Source organism: Streptomyces sp. NPDC004752, assembly GCF_053601275.1.
On sequence record NZ_JBSGBN010000077.1, the window covers coordinates 1 to 21783 of the forward strand.

Below are 21783 nucleotides of genomic sequence, written 5' to 3' on the forward strand. Positions count from 1 at the left end.
ACCGCCGTCCGCCACGTCCTCGACGACCAGGGCCGACAGCCCGGAAAACACCGTCCCCACAAGGGAGTTGACATCCACCACAAGACCATGATCAAGGACGGCTACTCAACGTCACCACCGACTACGGGCCAGAGCCGAAGACCGTACAGACCCGAGGTAGGAGGCGACGAGGACGACGGCGATGCCCGCGGCGGAGGCGATCTCGAAGACGAGGCCGGTCTTCGCGGAGATGCTCACCCCGCGGAGCGGGATGTAGAGCGCCACCGCGGTGGCCAGGACCAGCAGGAGCACCTTGAACACCACGTGGTCGGTGTGGAGCCCGATCTGCTGGAGGAACGAGTTGAAGTAGAGCACCGCGCCGAGCACGCCGCCCGCGGCGAAGCCGATGTAGCCGATGATCAGTGCCCAGCCGGTCACAAAGGCCGCGACCGGTCCGAGGCCATTGCCGGCATAGGTGCCGAGCGAACCCGAAGAAACGGTTCTTCGGGCTTGCAGCGAGATCACCGCGGCGATCAGGTAGACGATGGCGCCGCCGACGATCGCCACCCAGAAGGTGCCCTTGCCCGCTACGAGGAAGAGGGAGCCGGGCACGCTCGCCACGGCGACGCTGGGGGCTGCCGCGGCCAGGCCCTGGGAGAAGACGCCGAGTCCCGAGACGGCGTCGCGCGGCAGCCCTGCCGCGCCGTCCGCCGGGGGCGTCGGCGCCGGTGCGGTGTCGCCGTCGATGACGGCTCTGTCAGTGGTCATGGTGATGGGGATGCCTTTCGAATCAAACCGGGGAATGGGCGGGTCCGGTCCCGCCACAGCGCGTCGGGGCGCGAGGGAGCGCACCGGGGCGGGACGGACTACTCGCACGAGCGCAGGGCAGGGGGCACGGATGCGCGCCACCGTTGCGGGCCTGGACGGGCCGCCGCGTCAGGGGTGTTGGCGGGGCGCCGGGCAGGCCGAGCCGGCGGGGAGGGGAGCCTCGTAGGGGACGGGAGGGAGCGGCATGTTCGCTCGGCGGCGGACCACCGGCGCTCGGAACTGCATGAGGAGGGCGGGCCGGGCCCGGGACCGCGGGGGCAGCCCGACGGCCCCTCACTGCGGCACAGGAGGAGGCACCGAGCGCGTCAGAGGCCGACGGGCACGGTGTCAGGTGGCAGTGTCAAGGGCTTACGACGGCGGAACCGCGTCCGCGCCCGGGGCGCGCACCGGTCGTTGCCGGAGCCACGGTTCGAGTCAGTGACAACAGAACGCGCTGGCAACGTGCGCCAGGTCGATATGGCGTCGTCGGGTGAAGTTGAGCTGCGCGTTCATGCAATGCACCTCACCAGACAACCGAAGTGCGGGTCAAGACGTCGCAGACAGCGTTCACGTTGCGGACACAAGATACGATCTCCGCACAGCCGGGCGGTGATCGGCCCATTCCGGATCCCGCCCGTCATCCGTCCACGGAGAAGAGCGGCCGGGCAGCCGTGGCGCGGTGGGCCCGGGCTTCGACCCGGTCGAGTTCGGCGACAGCCGTACGCGGCACGTCGCGGGCCTGCGCCGGGCAGCCGTCGGCGATCAGTGCTGCGCCGTGGCCGCGCCTCGGCCCGAGCCGACCGGCTCACCCGGCCCCGGGACTCCTGCCGCGCCCCGAGGTCCTCGATCGTGAACCAGGCGACCGCCATCCCGGCTTCGACCGCGGCCTGGCCGAGCGCCTCGGTGAAGTGGCTCTTCCCGGTGCCGGTGGTGAGGGCGATCGACTGCAACATCTTCGTGCGGTCCTGCCGTGTGAGATGAGGGTCGTCGCAAGGACGCATCCGTTGTTCGGGAAGTTGCTGCTGGAGAAGTTGTTCAAGCGGTGGAACGATGTGTTGCTGCCGGTGGTCGACCTGCCGGACGGTTCGCCGGGCATGATCCGGTCGGACGTCGCCGACGTCATGGGGCCTGGAACGGAGGCGGTCGGGGGCGGCATGGTGCTGGATGCGGCCGGGCTGCGGGAGTTCTGTCGACTCGCGCACCAGCTGGCAACCTCACGCAGCAGGACGATGCGATCACGTCAGGGCGAGTAGGTGCGCCTCGTCCTGATCGCGCCGACGTTTCGAGAGAGGCGAACCCACTCGCGTGCCATGAGAGTGGCGACCCGCCCCAACTTTCCCTCGGCCTGGGCGATGTGCCGAGTCCGGAGGGCCGCCGGCAGGACCTTCCCGAAGCCGCCCGCGGCCAGGCCCTCGTGCTGCCGGCCCCCATCGAAGCTGCCACCAACAGGTGGCGGTGTCGGTTGTAGTGCTGTGCGTATTCGTTGACGACGAGGTGGGACCTCCCGCATGACCCGCAGGTCGGGCAGCCGCCCGTAGACGCTGTGCTCCTGAGCGCGGGCCATCGCCGGCGCGCGTGCTCGCCCGGCAACCCTCGACCCGCTGGAGCACCGGATGGCCGACGCAGCAGGAGTAGTCGGCGCGTCCGGCCATGGCCCGGCCGACCTTGTCGGGCCGCCACGCCTGCCCGGCCTGCCGTCCGACACGATCACCGCGAACCGCCTGGGCCGACAGCACACCACCGCGCGGGTACGGGGAGAGCGAGCCGCCCTGTCGGCCGGGGAGGGCAGATCGCGTCCAGCACCCCGGCACCGAACCCTCCTTCCCGATGGATCTCGTCGCGCACGGTGTGAAGCCCCCGTCCCAGGGCGAATTGCAGGGGCCGGAACTCCACACCTGACGTCCGGTGCGGCGGACCTCGAAGAAGCGACGTCGGGGGGTGGCGAACCGGGCGGTGGGGGCTCCAGGCCGTGGTCAGGAAAGCGATCATGCCTGCCCTGCGGAGATGGTCGCGTCGTGGCGGACAACAGAGGCGCACTGGGCGACCCGGCGTCCCGGCGTCCCGGCGTCCCGGCGTCCCGGCGTCCCGGCGTCCCGGCGTCCCGGCGTCCCGGCGTCCCGGCGTCCCGTCAGATCGTGCCCGGGCGGTCGGGCCTGCGTTCCCCGCCAGGCTGCAGCGTGTAGCGCCGGCACAGTTCGATGAAGCGGTTGACGACCGGCGAGCGGGTGGAGCCGGGAAGCCAGGAGACGACCAGGGTCGTGGTCGGAGCAGGTGACACAAACGGTCGTACCCGCACCCCCGGAGGGCAGTGGCGGGCGGCCCGGTGCTCGTCCAGCACCGCAATGCCAACCCCGTGGGCGACCTCGCGCAGGATGTGCTCCGCCTCGGGCTGCTCCACGACGACGTTCTGCGGCATGTCGCCCCAGATCTGCCGTCTGATCTCGTCGTAGTAGGCGTGCCCCTGCGATCGCGGCCAGTGCACCAGGGGCAGATCGACGATGTCGGCGCAGCTGACGTGTTCCCTGGCCGCCAGGGGATGGTTCTCGGGGAACGCGACCACGAGTTCCTCGGTCGCGATCACCATGGAGTCCACAGCCCGGTCGCGCACGATGGACCGGGCGAACGCGATGTCCGCCTCCCCCGCCTCCAGCAGTTCCAGATTGCGGCTGGTCCAGGCCGAGGTCAGCAGGAGCTGGACGCCCGGGTACTCGCTCCGGAACTGCTCGACGATCTCGTGCATGTTCAGATCGGCTCCGGAACGGGTGTAGGCGACCCGCAGGGTGCCGGTAGGCCGCTCGACAGCCGCCCGTACCCGCTTCGTGCACAGGTCCACCTGGGCGAGGACCAGCTCGCCCTGCTCACGCAGCACCTCGCCGGGCGTGGTCAGGGAGATCGGCTTGGTGCTGCGGTCGAAGAGATCCACTCCCAGTTCGTGTTCGAGAACCCTGATCTGCTGGGACAGCCCCGGCTGCGAAATGTGCAGCTTGGCGGCCGCCCGTCCGAAGTGCTGCAGCCTGGCGAGGGCCAGGAAGTACTCCAGTCTTCTCAAGTCCATCGAAACCCCACTGTTCAGCCGCCTTGTGAAATCACCGTGACCCTGCCCGCAACCCCTCGGGCGAAGCACGGAAAGCAGCCGCCGGGCGGGACCTGGTCCGCCCGCTCGGACGGCCGCCATGTGAGGATCGGGCCTACAGCCGGGCCGCGGTCTGCTGGGCGCTGTCGTCGTCCGGACCGTTCCCTCCTTCGAGGCGGTGCTGCTCACCATGGTCGACGCTCTGCTGGAGAGCCGTACCCCCCGTTTCCTTGAGGAAGAAGAATATGACCAGGCCGGCGATGAGAGCGATGGACGAGGCGTAGACGGCGGGTGAGACCAGCAGACCGGTCAGGGACACCAGCCACGCGGCGACGAAGGGCGCGGTTCCCGCGAACACCGTGTAGGCGAGGTTGTAGCTCATCGAGTTGCAGCTGTAGCGGACGGTTGTCGGGAACAGTTCGGCCGACAGCACCGGCACGACACCCGACACCGGGGCGATGCACAGGCAGAACAGGATCTGGCCGAACAGCACGCCCGCCAGGTTGCCCGTCTGGATCAGGAAGAACGCCGGCACGCCGAGGACCACCAGTGCGGTCAGGCCCGTCATGATGACCGGCCTGCGGCCGAACCGGTCGGCGGCGCGGCCCGCCAGGAGCACCGAGGCACAGAAGATGACGATGGCGGTGCCGTTCATGAACAGGGAGACGTCCCTGCCGATGCCCAGCTCGGTCTCCGTGTAGGTGACCATGTACGAGTTCAGGATGTAGTAGGAGGACGCGGTGACCGCCGCGCCGCAGAAGACCAGGAGCATCTTGCGCCACTGGGTGCGGATACCGGTCAGCAGCGGGTTGCGCGGCGCGACGCCGGCCGCCTTCATGTCGGTGAACACCTCCGGCTCCGCGAGCCGCAGCCGCAGGTACAGGCCGACCAGTCCGAGGGGAGCGCCGAGCAGGAACGGGATCCGCCAGCCCCATGAGGTGAAGGCGTTGTCGTCGAGCAGCAGAGAGACGCTGAGGATGACGATGGCGGCGATCACGGTGGGGATGGCCGAGGAGACCGTGACGGTGCTGACGTAAGAGGCTCGTTTGTGCTGCGGGGCCGATTCGGCGAGGTAGGAGGTGGCGCCGGCGAACTCGCCTCCGTTGGAGACGCTCTGCAGACAGCGACAGATCAGCAGCAGCACGGGCGAGAGCAGGCCGACGCTGGTATAGGTGGGGAGCAGACCGATCGCGGTGGTCGCCGCGGCCATCAGGAGAATGGCGGCCGTCAGGGCCCTGGTGCGGCCGAGCTTGTCCCCGAAGTACCCGAAGACGAAACCGCCGAGGGGGCGGAAGAGGAAGCCGAGGGCGAAGACGACGAAGGTGCTCAGCAGCGCGGCGGCGGGGTCGCTCGCGGGGAAGAACTGGCTGGCGATGGTCGGGGCGAGCAGGCCGTAGATGGCGAAGTCGTAGTACTCGGTGAGGGTTCCGACGGCGCCTCCGAGGATCGCGCGACGGTTGCCGGGACGGCCTGGCGAAGTCACTGCGGTAGCGGTCATGGTTGGTCCTTCTGGTCGCCGAAGCGGCGACGGCGTCGCTGGGCCCGTGGTGGCGCCTTCCGAATGGGGAACGGTTCGTGCGGGTGTCACATGGGGGGGGTCTGCGAGGGCCTGGTGTCCCGGACCGTGCTGGTCCGGGGCACCAGGCCCTGGAACGTCGGGTCAGCGGGCCGCCGGGACCCCTTCACGCAGGTCCGCGCGGGCCGTGGCGGTGGCGGACCAGTCGATGACGAGGTCCTCGCCGCTGCCGGTGATCACGACGCCGTACACCTCCCGCGCGTGCCCGACGGTCTCCCACCGGGCCCGCACGTCGTCCAGGACGCGCTTGGGATCACGGTCGAGGGGATCGCCGTAACCACCGCCGGAGCACTCCACCCCGCGGACCGCCTGACCGGTGTCGAGGGTGACCACGGCGTTGTTGGGCAGCAGGGTCTCGGTGCCGTCGGTATCGATCAGCCAGCCGGCGGCCAGGGCGCCGTCCTGCCCGCCGAGGACACCCCGCGGCGGGACCAGCTGTCCATCGCACGGGTAGATGACCGAGACACCGTCTTCCTTCGATTCGAAGGCCAGGTCGACGGTGCAGCCGCCGCGGTGCCGACCGGCGCCGCCGGAGTCGGCCATCATCCTGATGTGCCGGTACTGGATCGGCATCTTCAGCTCGTCGATCTCAACGGAGTCCCGGTAGGTCAGGCCGGCCGTGCTGGGCACGTTCCAGGTCAGCCAGCCGTCCGCCGTGGCGCTGCCCGGGCCACCGGCGGCGCCCATCAGCAGCTGATTGACAAACCGGTCGCCGGTACGGGAGTCGTGGCCGGAGACCACCGCGTGCGGCACGCCCATGCCGATCGGGCCCTCGGCGATCCCGAAGGGCTCGCCGAGCTGGGCGAAGGCGGCGCCTACACAGTTGGTGAGCCGGTCGGCGACGTTGGTGGTGGCGACCGAGCAGCTGTGCGGGAACTCGGGGATACCGACGGCGGCGCCCTTCTTCAGCTTGACCTCGACGCGCCGGAAGGCGCCGGAGTTCTTCGGCACCTGCCCGGACAGCCCGTGGAAGATGCCGCTGTACACGGCGGCGAGCGTGGTCGCCTTGGTGAGGTTGAGCCCGCAGTCGACGTTGGGGACGTTGTCGGTCAGGTCGACGACGATCCGGCCCGCTTGCGGGTCGATGTCGATGTCGACCTGGAACTCCAGCCCGTCGGGCAGGTACGGCTGGAACGGATCGTGCTTGCCGGTGTTGTGCAACCGGGCCTGGGGCAGCTGCTCGATCGTCTTGTGCATGAGGTCTTCGGAGTAGTCGAACCAGCTCCGGATGAACTGCTTGACCTGCTCCTTGCCGTACTTGGCGCACAGCTCCTTGAGCCGGCGCTCGGCGATGCGCGCGGCGCCGAGGGAGGCGAGGAAGTCGCCATGCCACTGCTGCGGCACCCGGATGCGCGCCATGCACATCCGCACGATGTCCTCGATGGTCGTGTAGTCGCGCTGGACGCGGACCGCGGGGAAGATCAAGGAGCCTTCCTCGTACACATCCTTGGCGCCGGCGAAGTAGGTGGTGGGCAGCGAGTTGCCGGTGTCGGCCTGGTGCGCCTTGGCCACCGCGGTGAACAGGTGTTCGCCGTCGATGAAGACGGGCACCAGCACGGAGTGATCGGCAGCGTGGGAGTTGCCCCCGTAGGGGTTGTTGTCCAGGTAGGCGTCGCCCTCGGCGAGGTCCGGGTGGGCGGCGAGCACCTCCTCCGCCTGGAGCTGCACGCCGAAGATGTGCACCGGCAGGCCCTCCGCCGCGGCGAGCAGCTGGTTGTCCGCGGTGGCGATGGCGCAGGAGAAGTCCCGTCCGCTGTTGATGACCGCGGAGCGCGCGGAGCGCAGCAGTGTGGTGGTCATCTCGCGCACGATGCCGTCCAGGCGGTTGGCGAGGATGGCGGTCAGGATCGGGTCGAACCCGCCGCCGTCGGCTGCGCGCGTGGTGTCGTCGGCCGTCATCAGTTGCCCCTCTGCGAGGTGGTCACGTGCAGGATGTAGTTGCCGGAGGCGCTGACCTCGGTGGACATGCCGGGGTAGACGACCAGGGTGGTGGTCGGCTCCTGGATGATCGCGGGGCCGGCCACGAACTGGCCCGGGCGCAGATCCCGCGGCAGGTACACAGGGGTCTGCGTGTGGCCGTCCCGGCCGAAGTAGCACTGCCGCGTCCTGGAGGCGGTGCCTTCGGTACGGGGCACCGCCGGGACCTGGGAGTGGGCGGTCTGCAGGTCGGCGGTGAGCCGTGCCTTCCAGCTGATGAACTCCAGGTCCGCCGACTCGTCGTAGAAGGCGAAGAGGCGCTCGTGCTCGGCGTCGAACGCCTTGCGGAGCCGGGTGATGTCCTCGTCGTCGCGGAACTCGTGGGTGGGCAGCGCGGTGACGATGTCCCAGACCTGCGCCTCGTAGCGGGCCTCGGTGAAGTACTCGATGACGTAGTCGTCCTCGCCGAGTCCGACCCGGCCGGCGAAGGCGACGAGCTTCTCGCGCAGCCGCTCCAGTGCCTGGTTGACTCCGTCATGGTCGAAGGTGGAGCCGCGGGTGATCAACGGTGCGGACTCCTCCTTGACGATGTCCGCGAAGTGCATGCCGGCCGCCGAGAGGGCGCCCGCGGTCTTGGGCAGGATCACTCGGCTGCTGCCCAGTTCCGCGCCGATCTGCATGATGTTGATGCCGGCGGCCCCGCCGCCGGCGACGACGGTGCTCTCCTTGGGGTCCAGGCCCTGGGAGATGGTCATGTCGTAGACGGCCTTGACCATGTGGTCGGTGGCCAGGGTGAGGATGCCCCAAGCCGTCTCCTCGACGGCGCGGCCCAGCTTCTCGGCGACCAGGCCGACGGCCCGGCGGGCCGCCTCGGTGTCCAGGTCCATCCGGCCGCCGAGGAAGAAGTCCGGGTCGAAGAAGCCCAGGACGCACGCGGCGTCGGAGAGCGTGGCGGCGGTGCCGCCGCGGCCGTAGCAGGCGGGGCCGGGTTCGGAGCCGGCGGACTGGGGGCCGACGCGGAGCAGACCGCCGTCGTCGACCCAGGCGATGGATCCGCCGCCGGAGCCGATGGAGCGGATGTCGACGGAGGAGATGCCAAGGAGGTCGCCCTCCCACTCGCCACCGAGCCAGGTCTCGCGGGTGTAGACGAGGTTGGAGTCGTGGGAGAGGCCGACATCGAAGGTGGTGCCGCCGGTGTCGCACACGATGGTGTCGCCGCCGAGGCCCTCGGCCAGGGAGAAGTTGACGGCAGCGACGGGCGCCATCGCCGGGCCGGACTTCGCGGCGTTGATCGGCGCGGCGATCATCTCCTCGACGGTCATGACACCGCCGATGCTGGAGGAGATCAGCAGCTGGCCGGTGTAGCCGAAGGCGCGCAGATCTGCCTCCAGGCCGCGGAAGTGGCTCTGCATCAGCGGCTTGAGGGAGGCGTCGATGGCGGCGGCCGAGGCGCGGCGGTACTCGCGGACGATGGGCGCGATCTGGTGCGCGAGGGTGTAGGGGACCCCGGGGAGGATCTCCTCGGCCAGTTCACCGATGCGCAGTTCGTGGGCGGGCTCGACGACCGACCAGAGCAGGGAGACCGCGACGGCCTCGTAGTCCTCCTCGCGCAGCCGGTACAGGATCTCGCGCACGGCCTGCTCGTCCAGGGGCGTGGTGACGCGGCCCTCCGAGCTGATCCGCTCGGGCACCTCGAAGGTGCGCCGGCGGGGGATGTAGGGCTCGGGGTACTCGGTGCCGTAGTCGAAGACGTCGCGTTTGCCGCCCTCCTTCAGCACCAGGATGTCGGGGAAACCCTCGGTGGTGAGCAGGGCGGTCTTGGCCACCCTGCGGGTCACGATCGCGTTGGTGGCCCGCGTGGTCCCGTAGATGAACAGGTCCGTGTGGGCGATGAGGCTCTGGGCGGTCGTCCCGAGGTCGGTGGCTATTCCCTCCAGGGCTTCGCGCATTCCGTCGAAGACCTGACCGTGGGTGGTGAGCGCCTTGCCGACGTAGTGGTTGTTCTCCTCGTCGCGTACGACGACATCGATGAAGGTGCCGCCGGTGTCGGCGGAGACGGAGTATCGCATGAGTGCCTTTCGGATGAGCGGCAGCGGGGAGGAGGCGTCCGCTGAAGCCGGGTCCGGCACGTCCGCCAGGACCTCGGCGGGGGCCGGGGCCGGGCGGGCGCCGGTCAGCGAGAGCCGCTGTGGAGTCGTCGGGTGACCTCCGCCAGCGCCCGGTCGACGGCGGTGAGTGTGCGCTCCACGTCCTCGTCGGTGTGGGCAGCGGAGACATACCACAGACCGGTCTCCCGGGCGTGGACGCCGCCGCGGAGGATCTCCTCGGAGAGCAGGCGGAGCGGTTCGGTACGGCCGGCCAGCGCGTCCGCGTAGGTGCGCAGCGGCGTCGGCGCGTCCCAGTGGAGCCTGATCAGGGCGCCCGCGCGCAGGGCCTGGAGCGGCGCTCCGTGCCGGGCTGCGAGTTCCTCGAAGCCGTCGGCGAGCCGACCGGTCAGCTCTTCGAGAAGGGGGTAGAGGGTGTCCCGTCCGTTCTCCAGGGTGTCGAGCGTGGCGTTGGCCGCCACGACCGACAGCGCGTTGCCGTTGTAGGTGCCGGCGTGTCCGATGCGCTCGGCAACCCGCATGACCTCGGCGCGTCCGGCCACCGCGCTGATCGGGTGACCGGAGCCGAGGGCCTTGGCCAGGACGGTGAGGTCGGGGGTGACCCCGGTGCGCTGCTGGGCGCCGCCGGGGCCCAGCCGGAACCCGGTGACGACCTCGTCGAAGACGAGCAGACAGCCGTACCGGTCGCAGAGCCGGCGGGCGGTGGCGAGGTAGCCGTCGTCGGCCCAGAGGTTGCCGCCGTTGACGGCGACGGGCTCCATGATGACCGCGGCGATCTCGTCGCCGTGCCGCTCCAGCAGGGCGGCCAGGGCCTCCGGGTCGTTCCACGGGCAGATCAGCAGTTCGGGGCCCACGAGCTGGTGATCCGCGGCGAGGACCGGGCGGGGTGCCGGGCCCGAACCTGCGGCGCTGCCGGGCCCGTTGGCGGTGACCGGGTCGATCCAGCCGTGGTAGTGGCCCTCGAACTTGACGGTCCTGCGGCGGCCGGTGGCGGCGCGGGCGATGCGCAGCGCCGCCTGGGCGGCCTCGCTGCCGGTGACGTTGAGCAGGACCGACTCGGCGCTGGGCACCATCCGCACGATGCGTTCGGCCAGTTCGGCCTCCGCCTCGTGCTGGCCGCCGTACAGGACCCCGACGTCGACCTGTTTACGGACGGCTTCCGTCACCTGGGGCGGCTGGTGTCCGAGGAGCATCGGGCCGTATCCGGCGACGTAGTCGACGTACTCGTTGCCGTCGACGTCGGTGATCCGGCTCCCGGACGCGGAGACGAAGGTGAGCGGGGTGGGCCGCAGCACGGCCCGGCGGGAGGAGTTGACACCGAGGGGGATGAGCTTTTGGGCGCGTCTGAGATATGCCTCGGAGCCGGCGAAGGAGGGTTCGGTCACAGGTCGGCTCCGGCGGTCAGTTCACCCAGGGTGGCGTCGCCGTCCCAGGCGGAGATCGGGGGGAAGGCGTCGGCGGCGGTCACCACGTCGATGACGGTGACGGCGCCGGAGCCGACGGCCTCGCGCAGGGCGGGGGCGAGGGCGTCCGCGGAGTCGACCCGCACGCCCCGGGCGCCACATGCCTCGGCGATGGCGGCGTGGTCGATCTGCGTGATGTCGATGGCGCTGGTGTGCTCGGCGAACTGATACAGCTCGGAGTGCTTCTGGTAGCCGAGGATGGCGTTGTTCAGCACGATCACGGTGAGCGGCAGGTTCATCCGCACGGCGGTCTCGATCTCGGACCAGCAGTGCGCGAAGCCGCCGTCGCCGGCGATGGCGACCACGGGGCTGTCGGGGCTCGCGGCCTTGGCGCCGATGGCCATGGGCACGCCCCAGCCGAGTCCGGCCAGGCCCCGGGGGGACAGGAAACGCTGGCCGGCGCCGCGGGCGCGCAGGTAATTGGCCATCCAGACGGAGCTGTAACTGGCGTCCGCCACCACGATGGTCTCCGGCGTCAGCAGGGCGTCGAGCTCCTTCATGATCCGCTCGGGCCGGATCGGCGAGCCGTCCGCGGTGGCCCGGGGCTCGATGGCCTGCCGGTGCCGTTCCTTGGCCTCGGCGATCTGCGCGATCACCTGGTCACGGGCGGCCTCACGGGTGTCGAGGGAGCGGGACTTCAGCTCGTCCACGATCGCACGCAGGGTGAGCTTGGCGTCGCCGACCAGGCGTACGGCCTCGTAGTTGCGGCCCACCTCGACGGGGTCCATGTCGATGTGGACGTACGTCGCGGTCGGCGGGAACAGGCGCCAGGCGTCAGTGGCGTTCTCGTTGGTCCGGGTCCCCACGAAAACGATGAGGTCGGCGTCTTCGACCAGGGGGCGGGCGTGATGCGTCGCCGCGTAGGCTCCCATGGCGTAGCCGATCACGCCGATGGAGAGGGGGTCGGTCTCGTCCACCGAGCCCTTGCCCATGGGCGTGGTCGCCACCGGCAACCCGACGAGCTGCTGGAGCTCGCCGAGTTCGGCGACGGCCCCGGAGACGTGGACGCCTCCGCCGGCCACCACCAGGGGCCGCTGGGCACCGGCGATCAGGTCGGCGACCTCCTTGATGCGGTCGGGGGCGGGCTGGTAGCGGTCGAGAGGGAAAGTTCCGTAGGAGGCGGTGCGGGTGCCGGTCCCGGAGAGCGGGGCGGCGAGCACGTCCTTGGGGAGAAGGAGTACGACGGGGCCGGGTCGGCCGGAGGTCGCCTCGGTGACGGCCGCGTCCACGTAGTCGTCCACGCGCGCGGGGTCGTCGATGCGGTGGATCGCCTTGGCGCAGGACGCGAACAGCTTGACGTGGTCCAGCTCCTGGAAGGCGTTGCGGTCCCGGGCCGCCTGCGGGACCTCCTGGACGATGGCGATCAGCGGTACGGACGCCTTGAGCGCCTCGGCCATCGGCGGCACCAGCAGGGTCGCGGCGGGGCCGTTCTGCGCGGCCACAACACCAATACGGTTCGACACCCGCGCGTAGCCGTCCGCCATCGCCCCGCCGGCGTTCTCGGTGCGGTAGACGATCTGGCGGATCGATTCTTCAGGAGCGGCCAGGAAGAACAGCGATGGCAGGCTCTGACCGAACACATCACTGACGCGGTGACGCCTCAGCGCCGCCGCCAACCCTCGTGCGACCGTGCTTCCCATCTGCTGGCTCCTCTGTTCGCCGACTGTTCACGGAGTGCATCACGCACGAGATTCACCGGTCCAATAGATGAAATGTTTTCTTTCATAACCAGCACTTATCGAGTGCGGGGCCGCAGCAGGGCCACCTGTGAGGTGTGAAGGGACCGGATCGATCAGGTGAATATCGGATCTCGCTCCCGACCACCGGGCACCCCCGCTCACCTCGCGCGGAACAAGACACGGGGCTCCGTCGGCCCGACTCGCCTGTTTCCGTGGGTGAGACAAGAAGGGTTTGTTCTCCGCCGCCACGGAACCGGAGGAATGTGCCGCATATGAGAATGCCGCAGCCTGCGAGTCCGTCAGAAAGCTCGCGTGATTCCGTTATGCAAAGGTCGGCCTGGGCCCGGTTCCCGGGCCTTGATCAGCCGGGACGGACACCATACGACGGACAACGGGGGTTGCCACGCCACGCGGACCTGAAGGTTCTCCCCGAGTTGTCTCCGCATCCACCGCGTGCGCCTCGTGCGCCGCGGTGAACGGCACGTCCTCCGCGCACCGCAGGGACCCCGCGTGCTTGCTCGCGCCGGCACGTTCCGTTCGGCAGCCAGCATGGACAGCGACAGCAGGACCGCAGGTCGGCAGGTCGGCAGGTCGGCAGGTCGGCAGTCGTGATGATCAGCACCGTCTCCACCGGACGGAGCTGATGCTCAGCTGTGCCCGGTCCACTCCCGCAACGCCGCGGCCGGGGCACGCACGTCCATGTGCCCGGCGCACACCTGGTCGGCGAGGTCTGCGGCCTCCTTGGCGGTGAACCGTACGGGCACACCGGACGTGTGCAGGTAGCCGGCCGCGACCGTCGCTCCGAAGAGTTCGTTGCTGTGTTCCAGGGCCAGCACTCGGGCAAGCGAGTGGAAGAGCGCGGCGGCCCTGTGATGCGGCCTCGGGTATACGGGTTCGTCCAGCACGTGGAAGGCATGCCGTGCGCGGGCCGCCTCGAGCGCTCCCCAGTCCGTCACGTCCGGGTCACCCAACTGTGTGCGGACGATCTCCAGCAACGATGGAAGATCTACCGAGAGGTCCACTGCGTCGCTGCCTGCCTTACGCTGCGGACGCGGCCGTGCCGGGCTGCGGGCCGAACCGGCCGGCGAATTCCTCGCGGACACCGGGCGTGCTGAGGAAGAAAGTGCTGCCCTCGAGGAACCGCGCCTGTTGAGTTCCTGGGCCAGAACGCGTCCGGCGTACACCTGAAACCGAGACCGGCCGAGCCACCCCCGCAGGTGCGGGGACGGCTCGGCCGACAGTGCGCCCGCTCGGTAGAGCCTTGATGTCGAGGTCGGCCCACCGAGTCACCAGCCGGCCTGGCTAGAGGTCTCGTTCGAGCAGGAAGGCACGCAGCGCCGCGACAAATCCCTCCGGGTTCTCCACGGCGCTGTAATGCGCCGCATCGGGGACGCGGTACACCCGTGCGCCGTCCAGCGCATCGCACAGGTTGGCCTGGTCCGTGTCGCTGCACAGGGCATCCTCGGTGCCCACGATCACGCCGCCGGGCAGCCCGCAGTCGCGCAGGGCGGCACGGCCGTCGATTCGTGCGGCCATGGCCTGCAGGGTCCACGCCACGCCCTCCGGGTCGGCGGCGCGGACCATCTGCTGCGTCGCCGCAAGCGCGTCCGGCCGGGTGCTCTCGCCGTGGCAGGCCGGCAGGTAGTCGGTGACGAGCGATTCCAGGTGCCTGTCCGCGCGGATCCGTTCGGCCTGCGTGGCCCGGCGTGCCACTTCCGCGGCGGAGTCGGCGGTCGCCCGCGTGTCGGCGAACACCAGGCCGGCCAGCAGGTCCGGGCGGCGGCGGACCAGCTCGACCATGACGTACCCGCCCAGTGACAGGCCGACGGCGATGACCGGGCCGGTGCGGCGGTTGTCCAGTTCGGCTGCGACATCGTCGGCGAACACCGCCAGATCCGGTTCGCCGACGGCTGCGGGGCGCCCGCCGAAGCCGGGATAGTCCAGGGCCAGCACCTCACGCTCCGGTGCCAACCCGGCGATGACGCCGTCCCACATCGCCGCCGACAGCGGGAAAGCGTGCAACAGCACTATGGGCGGCCGGGCGCCGCTGATCCGGACACCATGCTGGGTCATCCGAGGGTCCTCATTCGTGAGTAGGTGTGCGCAGCAGCCCCGTTGGGGGGCAGCCGGATCGGTTGCCGACGGGGATCGGTCCTCGTCAGGTTTTCCAGACCTGGTTCGACCGGTTTGATTCCACACGACAGTCAGGCAGAGCCGCCTTGCCTCGCTGCCCCGAGCCGTGCCCCGCTGAGCGCCGAGGGATGCGGGACGGGTCGATGATGCGCGAGTGGCGGTGACCGCACTTCCGCCCCTGTTCTCCGGACTGATGCCGCAGTGTCACAGGGGCGCGTGATCCACTAGGTGTTTCGGCGAGGGCCGGGGGAACCGGCACGGAGGGCTCGGCGCATACGGGAGCCTGCCTCGCTGACGTCGTGTCGTCGCAGTGCCGCCTCAGTGGCAACTGTCCAGGATCTGCGGGGCCCAGTCGCGGGCGAGGACGTCCACCAACCCGAGATCGGTGATCTTCACGGTCGGTGAGACGGCCAGGGTGAGCGTCGAGACACTCATGAAGGGATTGCGGTGCCGCCAGCCCCACTCGCCGAGCTCGTGCCGTACCCGCCGGGAGGCGTCGGCCACGTGGGCGGTGGGTGCCGCGGACATGACGCCGCCGACGCCGAGGGGCAGTCGGGCGGTGACCGCCCCCTGGCGGGCGACGGCCACGCCACCGTCGTCGGCGAGCACCGCCTCGGCCGCAGCCCTCATCGACCGGATGGTGGTGCCGAGGGTGACGAGGTTGTGGCTGTCGTGGGCATAGGTGGTGGTGACCGCGCCGTCGCCGAGGTCCATGCCGGTCACCGGTACGCAGGCGGTGTGGTCGCGACCGTGCCGATTGCGCACCCAGCACAGGGCCGTGTGCCCCTCCCAGCCGACGAAGCCGTCGGCGACGTCGAGTTCGATCTCGGTCGGTTCGGTGTAGGTGTCGACCGGGTTGACGCGCAGCGCCCGGAAGCGGTGCCGGCCGTCGGGCAGGTCCACGCGCCACCGGTACTCGTCGTCGGGGAGCCCGGAGACATGGACCGAACCCGCGAACGGGTGGTCGCCCGGGTGCGGCTCCTCGTAAGTCGCGCGGCCCCCGGTGGCGACGAGGCGGCCGCCTGCGATCACCGAGTCGACCGCGAAGTCCTCCAACCGCCCGTCGAGCAGCACCAGATCGGCGCGCTTGCCCGGTGCGACGACACCGCGGTCGGGCAGCCGCAGCCGCTGGGCGGGCGTCCAGGTCAGCGCACGCAGCACGTCGAGCGCGGGCAGACCTGCCGCCACGGCGGTACGCGCGATGTGGTCCAGATGCCCCTCGGCGACGATGTGGTCGGCCGCCAGGTCGTCGGTGACCAGGCAGAGGGGAGGAAGTTGCGGCAGGGCGTGCAGGGCCTCGACGACTTCGGGCTCCAGACACTTCTCCTGGAGCATGACGGTCATGCCGAGGCGGGCCTTCTCCACCACGACCTCGGGCGAGTTCTTGGTGTGGTCGGAGTCGATGCCAGTGGCCATGTAGCGGCTGAGCTCCTCCCCGGCCAGGCCGGGGCAGTGCCCGTCCAGGATCACGCTCTGGTTCCGGGCCGCCGCGATGATCGAGTGCATCCGCGGGTCGCCGGAGACGACCGCGCGGTAGTCCATGACTTCGGCCAGCGCCCGTACCCCGTCCCAGCGCAGGAGTTCGTCGACGTCGGCGGCGTCCAGGTGGGCGCCGGAGTGCTCGAAGCCGGCGAGGGCTGGCACGCAGGACGGCACGCCCCACAGCTGCGTCTGCGGGGTCGCCTGCCCGGCGTCGATCATCCACCGCATCGCCGTGCGGCCGGCGACGTTGACGATCTCGTGCGGGTCGGCGAGCACGGTGGTGGTGCCGCGAGGCAGCGTGAGCCAGGCGAACGCGGCCGGGGTGAGGAACGAGCTCTCGACGTGCATGTGGGCGTCGAGGAACCCGGGGACGATCAACCGCCCGGTGGCGTCGATCTGTTCGACGGCCGGACCGCCGGTACCCGGCGGAACCACTCCGCTGATGATCGAGCCGGTGATGAGGACGTCGGCGGCGAAGACCTCACCGGTGAAGACGGAGGCAACCATGCCCCCGGATACGCGGATGTCGTGCACGTGGACTTCCGATCAGTGGACGATGGGGAATCAGTGGACGGAGGTGTGGAAGAAGTAGAGGAGGAACGGCAGCATGATCCACAGGCCGATGTGGATCTCCTTGAAGCGCCCTGCCACGGCCTTGATCAGCACGTAGGAGGTCAGGCCGGCGGCGATGCCGGTGCCGAAGTTGCCCCAGAACAGCGTGCAGGCCACCACCAGGGCCGCCGGGATCGCGTCGGTGGGATCGGACATGTCGACCTTGCGCAGCCCGGCCAGCATGGACAGCCCGATGAAGATCAGCACCGGAGCGGTCGCCGACGGCGGGATCATGGTCGCGAGCGGGGTGAACAGCAGAAGCAGAGCGAACAGCCCACCGGTCACGACCGAGGTGAGGCCCGTGCGGCCGCCGCTGTCGGCTCCCGCCGCGGACTCCAGGTACGTCGTCACGCTCGGACCGCCGATCGCCGAGCCGCCGATCACACTGACCGAGTCGACCAGGAACGGCTTGTTGACGTTCGGGATCTGACCCTTGTCGTCGGCGATTCCGATCCGCTGCCCCACGGCCATCATGACGCCCGTGGCGGAGAAGAACTCCGCGGCGAAGAGCGCGAACAGGTACGGCAGGTACTCGGGCTTCAGCGCCCCGAGCAGATCCAGATCGAACGCGACCGGACCGAGGCCGTCGGGCAGCTCGAACCAGGCACTGGGCAACTCGGCGACACCGAGCGGGATCGCCGCGACGGTCAGCACTCCCATGGTGATCAACAGCGCACCGGGCGTCTTGCGGGAGGCCAGGGCGGTGACCAGAACCAGGCCCGCGAGGGCAAGCAGAGCGGCCGCAGACGTGAGCTCACCGATCTTCATGCCCTTGGGTCCGAACTCGATGAGCCCGGCCGAGCGGAAGCCCAGCATCGCGATGTACAGCCCGATGGCGGAACCGATCGCCAGACGCACACAGTCGGGGATGACGCGGGTGACCAGCTGGCGCACGCCGAGCAGGGTCAGCAACAGGAACGCCACGCCCGACCAGAACACCATGCCCATGGCCACGGGGTAGGGCACATGGCCTTGCTGGATCAAGGTCACGGTCACCAGCGCCACACCGCCCAGGCCGGGCGCCAGGACGAACGGCAGGTTGGCGTAGAGCCCCATGAACAGGGTGGCGACCACAACCGTGACGAGCACGCCGGTGGTTGCCGCAGCGTGGGGCACGCCGGCCGAGGCGAGCATGCCGGGTACCACGACGACCACATAGGCCGAGGCGAGGAACATGCTCACACCCGCGAGCACTTCCGTGCGCACGGAGGTGCCGCGCTCCCGCAACCCGAATATCCGGTCGACTCTCGAGGTTCTTCCGGACTCGGTTCTCGACGCGGTTTCCGTTGTCATCACCCCTCCTCATCAATGCAATCGTTTGCAGCATGCGTTTGCACGGTAGGCTAACTACAGGCCCAGGAGCTGTAAAGAGTTCATGGAGGAGCAACGGAATGGTTCGACTGGAGGACGTGGCCCGAGCGGCCGGTGTTTCGGCGTCCACCGTATCGCGCGCGCTGAGCCGCCCGGACATGGTCTCCGAGGCCACCGTCTCCCGGGTGCTGGCCGCGGCCGAGCAGCTGGGCTACCGGCACAACGCCGCCGCCCGCGCGCTGGTCACCGGCAGGACCGGGCTGCTCGCCTTCAGCGTCCCCAGCCTGGCCAACCCGTTCTACGCGCCCGTCATAGCCGGGGCCCAGGAGGCCGCTGAGGAGGCGGGATGCGAGCTGATCGTGGTGGTGACCGACGGTTCGCCCAAGCGGGAGGACGCGCTGTTCGGCCGGCTGGCGGACCGGGTGGACGGGTTCGCGGCCGCCGGCCCCCGGTCCCCCGCCGCCCGACTGGCCGCCGTGGCCGGCCGTCTGCCGCTGGTCACACTGGACCGGCGGGTACGCGGGGTCAGTTCGGTGGTCATCGACACCCCTGCCGGGATGAGCCGTCTCGGCGCCCACCTCGCCGGACTCGGCCACCGCCGGATCGCCTACCTGGGTGGCCCCGAGGGGTCCTGGCTGGACCCGCGGCGGCTGCGCGGCCTGCGCGAAGCCGTGCCCGAGTGCGAGGTGCTCCCTCTGGGGCCGTACCCACCGGAATTCGAAGCCGGCGTCCGTGCCGTGGCGGCGATCCTCGACACCGGGTGCACGGCCGTCGTCGCCTACAGCAGTACGCTGCTGCTCGGGCTGCTGCACGGGATGACCATGCTGGGCATGAGCGCCCCCAGGGACGTCAGTCTGGCCTGCGCCGATGACCTGTCCGCGGCGGGTTTGGCGATGCCCGACGTCACGGCGCTGCACATGCCGGCCGCCGAGGCCGGGCGGCGCACCGTGGTACGCCTTCTGAACCTGGTGGCCTCCCGGCCCGAGGGTGCCACCCACCAGCTACTGCCGGTAGAACTGCTCACCAGGAGGTCAACGGGGCGGCCCTGATGTGATGCGCCGGAAACCGAAGCTGTAAATCGCAGGCTGTTTTCCTGTCGCATCGGGGTCCGCGTGCTGTCGAGGCCGTGCTGTCCGAGGAGGAGCGCGCCGAGTTGCCGCGTCGGGCGGGCGGTGGGGCGGGATCTCGTTCGACCGAGCGTGCTCGGATCGTCCTGTCTTGTGCGGATGGTGCGTCAAGTTCTCAGGGGGCGGCCGGCCTGAGCGTGAACGTGCCCACGGTGCGCAAGTGGCGCTCCCGGTTCGCGGCTCACCGGCCGGCGGGCCCGGCCGACGAGCCGCGGCCGGGCCGGAGCAGGCCGGACCTGGTGCTCACCGAGGCCGAGCACCCACAGTTGACGCGCTGGGCGCGGCGGGAGGAGATCGAGAGGTAACGGCCCGGGACGGCCAGGTTGAGCTGCGGCATCCCGCCAGCGTGCCGGAACCACCGCGCTCCCACCGCTGGCGCAGCTCCGACAGCAACCGCCGCATCCTCACTGGTCAAGCCCTTGGCGATCTCGCCCCAGAACAGCCGCTCGATCTCCCGCCGAGTTGAGGGCCGCCCCGGCGACTTCATCGGTGATCGCCCCGTCAACTCCGTCATCCAACCCGCTGGTCGTCCCACAACACACCTCTCTGATCAGGAGTGTTGCTACGACTGATGGACTGCACCACGCCGGGGCGGGTCCACGTTTCCAGGGGATTGACACTCCGCCAGCGACCAAGAATCGGCGAGAGACCCAAGCCCGCGATTTCCGGCGCATCACACTTCGGGAGGCTGCGAAGTCGAACTCCTCCAGGGCCAGCCGCTGCTCGGACTTCGCCCGGGCAAGGCGGCGTTGGAGGGCGACGGTCCCGGCGGGTGATCCCGCCCTGGCAGAGCGTCCGCAGGAATGCGAGGTGTCCGAGTTCGCCGCCGTGGGTCTGGGCGAGACGGGCGTCAGGGTCTCCGGCATGCTGGAGAACTTCAGCGCACGAACCCGTCGCGCAGGGCGGTTTCCAGCGACTACCGGCTGGACAGCATGCCGTTCGGCGGCCCCAAAGGATCAAGCCTCGGCCGCGAAGAAGTCCGCGACACCCTGCTGGCCATGACCCAGCCGAAGATCGTGGCCATCCGCAAGGGACCGACCCCATGAAGAGTGCGGATGCTTGCGCGGTCACGCTCAGCCGTGTTGACCCCCCACTGCCGACGGGCCGACGCCGAGCCGGGTCGCCCTGCCGACGGACCCGAGAAGGGCAAGGGCCGTGAGCGCGACGCCAGTGCGACGCATGGACGGACGCCTACACGTCGCGCTCACTGCTGGCCTTGGGCGCGGTGGTGTTCCCGCTCGCCGGATCCCTTACGCTGCTCGTCCCCGGCTTCAGCCGCTACGGCGCGGCCGGGGCCGGCGTGCTCTCGCCGCGGTGAACGCGCGGCGAGAGCAGGCGAAGGCAGACGGCAGGGCGGTGGCTGGGCGTGTTTTGCGAGGAAGGGGCTACGGGCGCCCCTGCGTTACGGCGCCGCTGTCGCATGCCGCTCGCCGTGCTGCGTCCACAGCGGCCTTCTGGTGAGCCGCGAGGGGTTGCTCCGGTGAACTGTCCATTCCGGCGAATGGATCGGTGACCAAACCGGTCACACCGAGCAGGACGCTCAAGGTCTGGGCACCGCAGAACGGCACGTGCAATGCGGAGTATCCCCCCTCCTGGGCAAGGACGAGCCGACCGTCGCACAGTTCGTCGGCCAGTTGCAGCAGGCGCCCGGTCAGTGTGCCGAACGCCGTGGCCGACAAGGCCATGCGGCCGTTCGGGTCCAGACCGCCGGCGTCGAAGCCACAGGCGACCGCGATGAGGTCCGGCCGGAAGGCTCGCAGAGCCGGCTCCACAACCTTGGCAAAAGCATATTCATATGCGCCCAGGCCGCTCCCGGCCGGGAGCGGCAGATTCACCGTCGTGCCGACGGCGTTACCGGTGCCGGTCTCCGTGATCATGCCGGAGTCGTGCGGGTAGAGCCGCTCCTGATGCAATGACACTGCGAGCACGTCGGGATCATCGTAGAAGATGCTCTGTGTGCCGTTGCCGTGGTGGACGTCCCAGTCCACCACGGCAACCCGCCGCAGTCCCTGCTCTGCGCGGGCCTTGAGGATGGCGATGGGCAGGTTCGCGAGCAGACAGTAGCCACGGGCGCGGTCCCGCTCCGCGTGGTGTCCCGGCGGCCGTACCAGGGCGTACGCGGTGTCCACCTCCTCAGCCGCGACGGCGCGAACCGCTTCGGCCACACCGCCCGCGCTCAGAACGGCGACGTCGAAGGAGCCGGAGCCGAACCCGGCGAAGTCCCCGAGTTCGCCGCCCTGGGCCGCGGAGAGCCGTTCGAAAGCATCGATGTAGTCGGCACTGTGCGCGCGGAGGAGATCCGCACGCTCCAGCACGAGGGGCTGGAGGGGATGTGTCAGGGACAACAGGCCCGACTTCGTGAGCAAGTTCAGCAGACGACGGCGGGGCGTGGGGGTCTCCAGTTCGGCCCCCGGCTCGATGTCGCCACCCACGGCGACGATGGATTGGTGCCAGTAATACTGCTCATGGCTGACGAAGCCGACCCGCCGGGCGGCGCCGTTTTGATCGCTGTGCATGGT

16 protein-coding genes and 1 pseudogene are annotated in these 21783 nt (G+C 70.0%); 3 read left to right on the plus strand and 14 right to left on the minus strand.

Annotated features, from left to right (window positions below):
- Positions 1 to 111: 111 nt before the first annotated feature.
- Both ACWEKM_RS28330 and ACWEKM_RS28335 read right to left on the minus strand, forming a co-directional pair.
- Entirely contained in the window at positions 112 to 747 is a 636-nt protein-coding gene (locus ACWEKM_RS28330) for a hypothetical protein (RefSeq protein ID WP_451624078.1), read from the minus strand.
- 474 nt (positions 748 to 1221) lie between these two features.
- Entirely contained in the window at positions 1222 to 1299 is a 78-nt protein-coding gene (locus tag ACWEKM_RS28335) for a putative leader peptide (protein WP_451624117.1), read from the minus strand.
- Between the two features lie 491 nt (positions 1300 to 1790).
- Between ACWEKM_RS28335 and ACWEKM_RS28340 the strand changes: the two genes are divergently transcribed.
- Positions 1791 to 2039, plus strand: a complete 249-nt coding sequence (locus ACWEKM_RS28340; RefSeq protein ID WP_451624079.1) for a hypothetical protein — start codon at positions 1791 to 1793, stop codon at positions 2037 to 2039.
- A gap of 875 nt (positions 2040 to 2914) precedes the next feature.
- Here the strand turns inward: ACWEKM_RS28340 and ACWEKM_RS28345 are convergent.
- The 10 genes from ACWEKM_RS28345 to ACWEKM_RS28390 all read right to left on the minus strand — a co-directional run bounded on the left by ACWEKM_RS28345 (position 2915) and on the right by ACWEKM_RS28390 (position 18119).
- Positions 2915 to 3841 (minus strand): LysR family transcriptional regulator, encoded by a 927-nt coding sequence (locus ACWEKM_RS28345; protein WP_451624080.1) that lies wholly within the window; start codon positions 3839 to 3841, stop codon positions 2915 to 2917.
- Between the two features lie 133 nt (positions 3842 to 3974).
- Positions 3975 to 5357, minus strand: a complete 1383-nt coding sequence (locus tag ACWEKM_RS28350; protein WP_451624081.1) for an MFS transporter — start codon at positions 5355 to 5357, stop codon at positions 3975 to 3977.
- 162 nt (positions 5358 to 5519) lie between these two features.
- Complete coding sequence (locus tag ACWEKM_RS28355) at positions 5520 to 7334, minus strand: hydantoinase B/oxoprolinase family protein (RefSeq protein ID WP_451624082.1); 1815 nt, start codon at positions 7332 to 7334, stop codon at positions 5520 to 5522.
- A complete protein-coding gene (locus ACWEKM_RS28360) occupies positions 7334 to 9421 on the minus strand; it encodes a hydantoinase/oxoprolinase family protein (RefSeq protein WP_451624083.1) in 2088 nt (695 codons plus the stop codon). The genes ACWEKM_RS28355 and ACWEKM_RS28360 overlap by 1 nt, the downstream gene beginning before the upstream one ends.
- A 104-nt stretch (positions 9422 to 9525) precedes the next feature.
- Complete coding sequence (locus ACWEKM_RS28365; protein WP_451624084.1) at positions 9526 to 10842, minus strand: aspartate aminotransferase family protein; 1317 nt, start codon at positions 10840 to 10842, stop codon at positions 9526 to 9528.
- Complete coding sequence (locus ACWEKM_RS28370) at positions 10839 to 12560, minus strand: acetolactate synthase catalytic subunit (RefSeq protein ID WP_451624085.1); 1722 nt, start codon at positions 12558 to 12560, stop codon at positions 10839 to 10841. Before ACWEKM_RS28370 ends, ACWEKM_RS28365 begins: the two co-directional genes overlap by 4 nt.
- 686 nt (positions 12561 to 13246) lie before the next feature.
- Complete coding sequence (locus ACWEKM_RS28375; RefSeq protein WP_451624086.1) at positions 13247 to 13594, minus strand: fic family toxin-antitoxin system, toxin component; 348 nt, start codon at positions 13592 to 13594, stop codon at positions 13247 to 13249.
- A gap of 307 nt (positions 13595 to 13901) precedes the next feature.
- Entirely contained in the window at positions 13902 to 14672 is a 771-nt protein-coding gene (locus ACWEKM_RS28380; RefSeq protein WP_451624087.1) for an alpha/beta fold hydrolase, read from the minus strand.
- Between the two features lie 378 nt (positions 14673 to 15050).
- Complete coding sequence (locus ACWEKM_RS28385; RefSeq protein ID WP_451624088.1) at positions 15051 to 16721, minus strand: adenine deaminase C-terminal domain-containing protein; 1671 nt, start codon at positions 16719 to 16721, stop codon at positions 15051 to 15053.
- 57 nt (positions 16722 to 16778) lie between these two features.
- On the minus strand, positions 16779 to 18119 hold the full coding sequence (locus ACWEKM_RS28390) for an NCS2 family permease (protein WP_451624089.1): 1341 nt from the start codon (positions 18117 to 18119) through the stop codon (positions 16779 to 16781).
- Positions 18120 to 18217: 98 nt separating this feature from the next.
- Here ACWEKM_RS28390 and ACWEKM_RS28395 point away from each other — a divergent pair, with 98 nt between their 5' ends.
- Together ACWEKM_RS28395 and ACWEKM_RS28400 are read left to right on the plus strand one after the other, a co-directional pair.
- Complete coding sequence (locus ACWEKM_RS28395) at positions 18218 to 19186, plus strand: LacI family DNA-binding transcriptional regulator (RefSeq protein WP_451624090.1); 969 nt, start codon at positions 18218 to 18220, stop codon at positions 19184 to 19186.
- A gap of 77 nt (positions 19187 to 19263) precedes the next feature.
- On the plus strand, positions 19264 to 19569 hold the full coding sequence (locus tag ACWEKM_RS28400; protein WP_451624091.1) for a helix-turn-helix domain-containing protein: 306 nt from the start codon (positions 19264 to 19266) through the stop codon (positions 19567 to 19569).
- On the opposite strand, the pseudogene ACWEKM_RS28405 reads toward ACWEKM_RS28400, so the two are convergent.
- Together ACWEKM_RS28405 and ACWEKM_RS28410 are read right to left on the minus strand one after the other, a co-directional pair.
- A pseudogene (locus tag ACWEKM_RS28405) lies at positions 19553 to 19778 on the minus strand (IS30 family transposase); the annotation flags it as partial. The gene ACWEKM_RS28400 and the pseudogene ACWEKM_RS28405 sit on opposite strands and share 17 nt — an antisense overlap.
- 871 nt (positions 19779 to 20649) lie before the next feature.
- On the minus strand, positions 20650 to 21780 hold the full coding sequence (locus tag ACWEKM_RS28410) for a class II histone deacetylase (RefSeq protein ID WP_451624092.1): 1131 nt from the start codon (positions 21778 to 21780) through the stop codon (positions 20650 to 20652).
- Positions 21781 to 21783 lie beyond the last annotated feature (3 nt).

Coding starts and splice junctions, on each gene's coding strand:
- ACWEKM_RS28330 (WP_451624078.1), bottom strand. CDS start 747: ATGACCACTGACAGAGCCGTCATCGACGGCGACACCGCACCGGCGCCG.
- ACWEKM_RS28370 (WP_451624085.1), bottom strand. CDS start 12,560: ATGGGAAGCACGGTCGCACGAGGGTTGGCGGCGGCGCTGAGGCGTCAC.
- ACWEKM_RS28345 (WP_451624080.1), bottom strand. CDS start 3,841: ATGGACTTGAGAAGACTGGAGTACTTCCTGGCCCTCGCCAGGCTGCAG.
- ACWEKM_RS28350 (WP_451624081.1), bottom strand. CDS start 5,357: ATGACCGCTACCGCAGTGACTTCGCCAGGCCGTCCCGGCAACCGTCGC.
- ACWEKM_RS28385 (WP_451624088.1), bottom strand. CDS start 16,721: ATGGTTGCCTCCGTCTTCACCGGTGAGGTCTTCGCCGCCGACGTCCTC.
- ACWEKM_RS28395 (WP_451624090.1), top strand. CDS start 18,218: ATGGTTCGACTGGAGGACGTGGCCCGAGCGGCCGGTGTTTCGGCGTCC.
- ACWEKM_RS28390 (WP_451624089.1), bottom strand. CDS start 18,119: ATGACAACGGAAACCGCGTCGAGAACCGAGTCCGGAAGAACCTCGAGA.
- ACWEKM_RS28380 (WP_451624087.1), bottom strand. CDS start 14,672: ATGACCCAGCATGGTGTCCGGATCAGCGGCGCCCGGCCGCCCATAGTG.
- ACWEKM_RS28410 (WP_451624092.1), bottom strand. CDS start 21,780: ATGCACAGCGATCAAAACGGCGCCGCCCGGCGGGTCGGCTTCGTCAGC.
- ACWEKM_RS28355 (WP_451624082.1), bottom strand. CDS start 7,334: ATGACGGCCGACGACACCACGCGCGCAGCCGACGGCGGCGGGTTCGAC.
- ACWEKM_RS28360 (WP_451624083.1), bottom strand. CDS start 9,421: ATGCGATACTCCGTCTCCGCCGACACCGGCGGCACCTTCATCGATGTC.
- ACWEKM_RS28335 (WP_451624117.1), bottom strand. CDS start 1,299: ATGAACGCGCAGCTCAACTTCACCCGACGACGCCATATCGACCTGGCG.